Genomic DNA, 380 nt, shown 5'->3' with positions numbered 1-380 from the left:
CCGCCTGGGGAGTACGGTCGCAAGATTAAAACTCAAAGGAATTGACGGGGACCCGCACAAGCGGTGGATGATGTGGATTAATTCGATGCAACGCGAAAAACCTTACCTACCCTTGACATGGTCGGAACCCTGGAGAGATCCGGGGGTGCTCGAAAGAGAACCGATACACAGGTGCTGCATGGCTGTCGTCAGCTCGTGTCGTGAGATGTTGGGTTAAGTCCCGCAACGAGCGCAACCCTTGTCCTTAGTTGCTACGCAAGAGCACTCTAAGGAGACTGCCGGTGACAAACCGGAGGAAGGTGGGGATGACGTCAAGTCCTCATGGCCCTTATGGGTAGGGCTTCACACGTCATACAATGGTCGGAACAGAGGGTTGCCAA

Annotated in this window: 1 rRNA gene; it reads left to right on the top strand. The window is 54.5% G+C overall.

Annotated elements, in window-relative coordinates:
• Nucleotides 1–380: ribosomal RNA gene (locus HZI36_RS26710) — 16S ribosomal RNA — on the top strand; the annotation flags it as partial.

This window comes from Burkholderia guangdongensis (assembly GCF_013403875.1).
In the GTDB taxonomy this organism is placed as follows: domain Bacteria; phylum Pseudomonadota; class Gammaproteobacteria; order Burkholderiales; family Burkholderiaceae; genus Burkholderia; species Burkholderia guangdongensis.
This window is presented reverse-complemented; position numbering and strand designations above follow the sequence as displayed.